Genomic DNA, 5647 nt, shown 5'->3' with positions numbered 1-5647 from the left:
CTCGCCATAAAAAACACTCCCCGATAAGAATAAACAGATTTGTTATTTCATCTGTCTACCTATTGGGGAGCATATCATATTTCCGACGGGCCTTTTTGAGTAAGGTTATGCGGCGTTACGGCAAGCTTCTGCACATCTACGGCAAGCTTCCGCACAGCGTCTGCAATGTTCATGATGATCGGCGTGCTTCTCACATTCCTCTGCGCAAGCTTCGCAAATGGTTGCGCAAGCGGCTGCCAGTTCGGAAACGAACGGTGAATTGTGAGTAATGGCATGTTTCAAAAATGCACAAATGTCCGCGCATTCCCGGTCTAATCGAATGCACTGTGCTAGCATCTTCACATCGTCTTCCTGCAGACAAGCGTCAAAACAATGGTTACATTCCGCTGCACAATCATGTAATGCCCGAATCAATTCCTGATGTTGTTCATGAGCCAAGTTAAAACCTCCATTTCTTATTTTTGCTTCATTTACTGGATTTCCCTCTCCTTTCCAAACTAAACAGAAATACCGAAACTCCATAGAAACTGCACATTTTATAGACAAGTAATCAAATATTAAAATCAATGGTGCGGTTTTTTTGGGGGGTCATTGTGAACTTCTAAATTAGAGTCATGGAAACAGCGATAAAGTAAAATGATACTAAACACTTGATATACCCTATAGGGGTATGTTAAGTTTAAGGAAATATTACTTTAGGAGGAATAATAATGATTGAAACATTAAAAGTACAAGGTATGTCCTGCGGCCACTGTGCAAACTCGGTTGAAACGGGCGTCGGTGAACTCGAAGGGATTTCATCTGTGACAGTTGATCTTAAAAAAGGCGAAGTGGCAGTAGACTATGATACTGCCAAGACATCATTAAACGAAATTCAGAAAGCGATTGAAGAACAAGGGTATGACGTCGTATAAGGGTGCTTTCACAGCACACTTTACTTTTAAATGAAATATACCCCCGCGTGGTATATTCGGCAAGAACTTTGTGAATGTTAAGAATGTAAATAGGGTTAAATAGGATAAGAAGCACTAGTTTGGAGGAGGCGCACTGAATGGCTAAAAATGATAAAGACCATCACCACCATCAAGACGAACAGGTAGATCACAGTAAAATGGATCATTCCAAACATGTTGGGCATTCGTACCATGAAGACCAAGTGAAAGAAGGCATTCAAGACGACAGCAATCCTGCCAAAATTCATGATGATCATGCCCATCACAATCATGGTGGCCACGATCATAGTGACCATGGACATCACCATCATGGTGGACACGATCATAGTGACCATGGACATCACCATCATGGGAATTTCAAAGAAATTTTCCTGAAGTCGCTGCCCTTGGGCATTGTCATTCTATTATTGTCGCCGATGATGGACGTTCGGCTTCCTTTCCAATTTACTTTTCCATACTCGGATATTGTGGTCGCTGTATTAGCAACTATCTTATTGGTTTATGGCGGAAAACCCTTCTATCAAGGTGCAATCGCTGAATTTAAGGAAAAAGCACCGGGCATGATGGCCCTTATTTCATTAGGGATATCCGTTTCCTATTTGTATAGCATTTACGCCGTGCTGGCACGCTACGTAACCGGCGATCACATCATGGATTTCTTCTTTGAATTCGCGTCCTTGCTGTTGATCATGCTCCTTGGACACTGGATCGAAATGAAGGCTATCGGAGAAGCAGGAGACGCGCAAAAATCGCTCGCCGAATTGGTGCCGAAAGATGCACATGTGGTATTGGAAGATGATTCGATCGAGACGCGTCCCGTAAATGAGCTGAAAGTCGGAGACCTTGTACGGGTTCAGGCCGGAGAAAACGTCCCTGCCGATGGCATCATCAAAAGAGGCACCTCGCGGATCAATGAAGCTTTGCTGACGGGGGAATCTAAACCCATTGAAAAAGGAGCCGGAGACAAAGTGATCGGCGGTTCCACGAACGGTGCAGGCATCATATATCTTGAAGTACAGGAAACCGGCGACCAATCGTTCATTTCCCAAGTACAAACCCTGATAAGCCAGGCGCAGGATCAACCTTCAAGAGCTGAAAATCTGGCTCAAAAAGTAGCCGGCTGGCTGTTTTATATCGCCATTGCGGCGGCTTTCCTCGCTTTTGTCGTTTGGCTGTACATTGCTGACATTCAAACCGCTGTTCTTTTTACGGTTACGACATTAGTCATTGCATGTCCACACGCTCTCGGCCTTGCCATTCCGCTGGTTATTGCACGAAGCACCAGTTTAGGTGCAAGCCGCGGGCTGTTGGTGAAAGACCGCGAAGCATTGGAGCTGGCAACTAAGGCTGATGTAATGATACTGGATAAAACGGGTACATTGACTACTGGCGAATTTAAAGTTTTGAACATGGAAACACTGGATGGTCAACATACCGAAGCCGAAATCGCGGCGTTAATGGCAGGGATTGAAGGCGGGTCCAGCCACCCAATCGCCCAGTCAATCGTCCAATACGCTGAGAAACAAGGGATTCAGCCTGTCCACTTTGATTCGATTGATGTTGTGTCGGGTGCGGGTATAGAAGGAAACGCCAATGGCCGCAAATACGAATTGATCAGCCAAAAGGCACTTGGAAGAGATGTAGCGGTGGATGTTCCCAAAGGGGCAACATTAAGTATACTAGTTGAGGACGGGAATCCGATCGGTACGGTCGCATTAGGCGATGAATTGAAAGAAACGAGCAGAACGCTGATACAGGCATTGAAGCATTACAATATAAAACCGATTATGGCTACAGGTGACAATGAAACGGCTGCCCAAGGAGTAGCAGAGGAACTGGGCATTGAATACAGAGCCAATCAATCACCGCAAGATAAATATGGTTTAGTGGAATCACTGAAAAATAATGGACAAACGGTTATCATGGTCGGCGATGGCGTCAACGATGCACCATCCCTTGCAATAGCAGACGTTGGGATAGCAGTCGGTGCCGGAACTCAAGTCGCCATCGATTCCGCTGATGTGATTTTGACTCAGTCGGATCCAGGCGATATTGAATCCTTTATCGAATTGGCCAATAAAACAACCAGTAAAATGAAACAGAACCTCGTGTGGGGAGCCGGTTATAACTTTATTGCCATTCCCATAGCGGCGGGTGTTCTAGCCTCCATTGGGATTACGTTGGCTCCTGCCGCAGGAGCAGTTCTGATGTCCGTGTCCACGGTTATCGTGGCTATCAATGCGATGACATTGAAACTAAGAAATAGAGCTGTTTAACACCGTGTTTAATTGTCGTACACGAAAAGTGCTGTCTCCCAAAAGTTGAATTTTCTTTAACCTTGGGGGCACAGTTTTGTATTAGGTTAAAGTCAAATGGAGGTTTGAAGACTTTGGATAATTAAATATATTTTTATAGTTAACATATGAGATATTATCGGAAGAGAGGAAGCCCAAAAGCTTCTTCTCTTTTCTACTTAAATTCAATTAACACAAAAAAGTTTTCAAAAATTGATCATTCATTCATTAATCGCCGATTATAAAATTAAGCTAGACAATTGAAAAAGCCATTCGTGGTACACTCACAATGTATTTTCCGACCAAAGAAAAACATAGGAGTGATTACGAATGACCTACACCCATCTTACCACGGATGAACTGGTGATGATAGAATCCTACCACCGCCAAAATATACCTGTAGCGATCATTGCTAAGTTGATGAACCGTTCCAGGCAGCCAATCTACAACGTCATCAATTTCCTGAAATCAGGACATACAGCGCTCGACTTCTACACGCAATACAAGAAAAATAAGAAACGCTGCGGCCGGCGGAAGATTGTCCTGCCGAAGAAACAAGTGGCCTATGTTCAAGACAAGGTGGCGCAGGGCTGGACGCCGGATGTCATTGTCGGCCGGGCAGAAACGGCCATCGATTGTTCCGCACGCACCATCTATCGCATGTTCAAAAATCAGGTCTTTGACGCCGCCACGCTGCCGATGAAAGGAAAACGGAAACCCAATGGACACCAGGAACGCCGGGGAAAACAGGCGTTCAAACGCCATATTTCCGAACGGGAAGCCGACAACCCGTCGTTCAAAAAAGAGTTCGGGCATATCGAAGGCGACACCATTGTGGGTGCCCGCCACAAAAGTGCGGTGATCACGCTGGTCGAACGGCTGACGAAAGTCATCATCGCCCTGAAGCCTGCAGGACGCAAGGCTTGCGATATTGAAACTGCGTTGAACCAGTGGTTCCAAGGGGTCCCGAGAAATCTGTTCAAATCCATCACGTTTGATTGCGGCAAGGAATTCTCTAATTGGAAACCGTTGTGCAACCGGCACGACGTCTCGATTTACTTTGCGGATCCCGGCACGCCTTCTCAGCGCGCCTTGAATGAAAACTCCAACGGGCTCCTGCGGAAAGACGGCTTGGCAAAGGAAATGGACTTCAACCAGGTGGATCAAACATTCATTTCGTCGGTGGCCGACAAGCGGAATAACATCCCAAGAAAGTCACTGAATTACCGCACACCGTTGGAGGCATTTTTGAGTCACCTGAATGGAGTCGATCTGTCTAGCTTAAATTGACAAACAGAAAACTCAAAAGGGCACTGAAAGTTTCGTTCTCCACCATGATATAGATTCCTAAACCAATAAAGACAATGGGTATAATCCATCTACCGTAATTCTCTAAGGTTTCAGAGACATGTTTAAAAGCTGCCAAACGATATCCAATAAAACACCAAATCGCAACCATAATAAAGAAAGTAATAACCGTTACTGCTAGTTGGTTCATGGTTAAAGTAGAGAAGAAAGGAACATATATTCCAATGTTATCTCCGCCATTAGCAAATGTTATAAATGCTACACTTAAAAAGACACTATTATACTTTCCAGAATTTAAACTTGAAAGAATTGCATTTTCATCCTCATCTTCTCCCTTTATAAACAACATAATCCCTAAATAGATTGGGATTAGTCCAAGTAATCCTACCCATTTCTCTGGAATTAACATAACTCCAAAAGTTCCTAAGAGACTAACTACTACTAACAAGGTAAAACCTAGATATTGTCCAATAATTATATCCTTAGGGGATATATGCTTATTCTCTGTCTGGTTACCTTTTAAACCTTCACTCGTTTTCACCTGTGCTTTTGCCTGTGAAAATAGCAGCATCAAAACAAAAATATCATCAATATTGGTAACTATAAATGCCCCTATTGCAGAAATAACATTCAAAATTAAAGTCAATTACATCAACTCACTAACTGATTTTTTATTATATTTAGAAGTTATACTCATAATGAGTCCTTTTTAAAAAAGGAATTTCCATCTTTCTGGAAGATCCCTTTTTAGCACTTTTTCCTTTATTCTTTCACTCTCATTAGTCGCAAACCATTTAGAGCTACTAGAAGGGTTGCGCCCATATCGGAAAGAATGGCAATCCAAAGCGTTAACCAACCTGGGATAACCAATAGTAAGGCAATAAATTTAATAGCAATTGCAAAAGTAATGTTAGCTTTGATGATATTAAGAGTTTTCCGGCTAAGTTTTACAGTGAATGGAAGTTTTCTTAAATCGTCTCCCATTAGAGCGACGTCTGCAGTTTCTAAGGCTGTGTCTGTACCAGCTCCACCCATTGCAATCCCAACTGTTGAGGCCGCCAATGCAGGTGCATCATTGACCCCATCTCCTAC

General features: G+C 43.5%; 5 protein-coding genes and 1 pseudogene. 3 read left to right on the top strand and 3 right to left on the bottom strand.

Annotated elements, in window-relative coordinates; all coding sequences use genetic code 11:
• Window positions 1-105: 105 nt before the first annotated feature.
• Window positions 106-438 (bottom strand): four-helix bundle copper-binding protein, encoded by a 333-nt coding sequence (locus PQI28_RS15500; protein ID WP_214735171.1) that lies wholly within the window; start codon window positions 436-438, stop codon window positions 106-108.
• Between the two features lie 272 nt (window positions 439-710).
• On the opposite strand from PQI28_RS15500, the gene copZ reads away from it, so the two are divergent.
• The 3 genes from copZ (at window position 711) to PQI28_RS15485 (ending at window position 4537) form a co-directional block, all read left to right on the top strand.
• A complete protein-coding gene (gene copZ, locus PQI28_RS15495; RefSeq protein ID WP_029336157.1) occupies window positions 711-914 on the top strand; it encodes a copper chaperone CopZ in 204 nt (67 codons plus the stop codon).
• A gap of 137 nt (window positions 915-1051) precedes the next feature.
• Window positions 1052-3229 carry a heavy metal translocating P-type ATPase gene (locus PQI28_RS15490; RefSeq protein WP_339963822.1) on the top strand — a complete coding sequence of 726 codons (2178 nt, stop codon included), beginning with the start codon at window positions 1052-1054 and terminating at the stop codon, window positions 3227-3229.
• 348 nt (window positions 3230-3577) lie between these two features.
• Window positions 3578-4537: an IS30 family transposase gene (locus tag PQI28_RS15485; RefSeq protein WP_114167461.1), complete on the top strand. Its 960-nt coding sequence runs from the start codon at window positions 3578-3580 to the stop codon at window positions 4535-4537.
• Here PQI28_RS15485 and PQI28_RS15480 read toward each other — a convergent pair.
• Window positions 4524-5201: a CadD family cadmium resistance transporter gene (locus PQI28_RS15480; RefSeq protein ID WP_339963821.1), complete on the bottom strand. Its 678-nt coding sequence runs from the start codon at window positions 5199-5201 to the stop codon at window positions 4524-4526. The two genes, PQI28_RS15485 and PQI28_RS15480, sit on opposite strands and share 14 nt — an antisense overlap.
• Window positions 5202-5317: 116 nt before the next feature.
• Window positions 5318-5647: pseudogene (locus PQI28_RS15475) on the bottom strand (cation-transporting P-type ATPase); the annotation flags it as partial.

It is taken from the genome of Exiguobacterium sp. USCH10 (assembly GCF_037619445.1).
Taxonomy (GTDB): domain Bacteria; phylum Bacillota; class Bacilli; order Exiguobacteriales; family Exiguobacteriaceae; genus Exiguobacterium; species Exiguobacterium aestuarii_A.
Note: the sequence above shows the minus strand (reverse complement) of the source record. Positions and strands in the feature narration are given on the sequence as shown.

Excerpts from the sequence above, each read along its gene's own strand:
- PQI28_RS15485 (WP_114167461.1), top strand. The coding sequence starts at position 3,578 with ATGACCTACACCCATCTTACCACGGATGAACTGGTGATGATAGAATCC.
- PQI28_RS15490 (WP_339963822.1), top strand. The coding sequence starts at position 1,052 with ATGGCTAAAAATGATAAAGACCATCACCACCATCAAGACGAACAGGTA.
- copZ (WP_029336157.1), top strand. The coding sequence starts at position 711 with ATGATTGAAACATTAAAAGTACAAGGTATGTCCTGCGGCCACTGTGCA.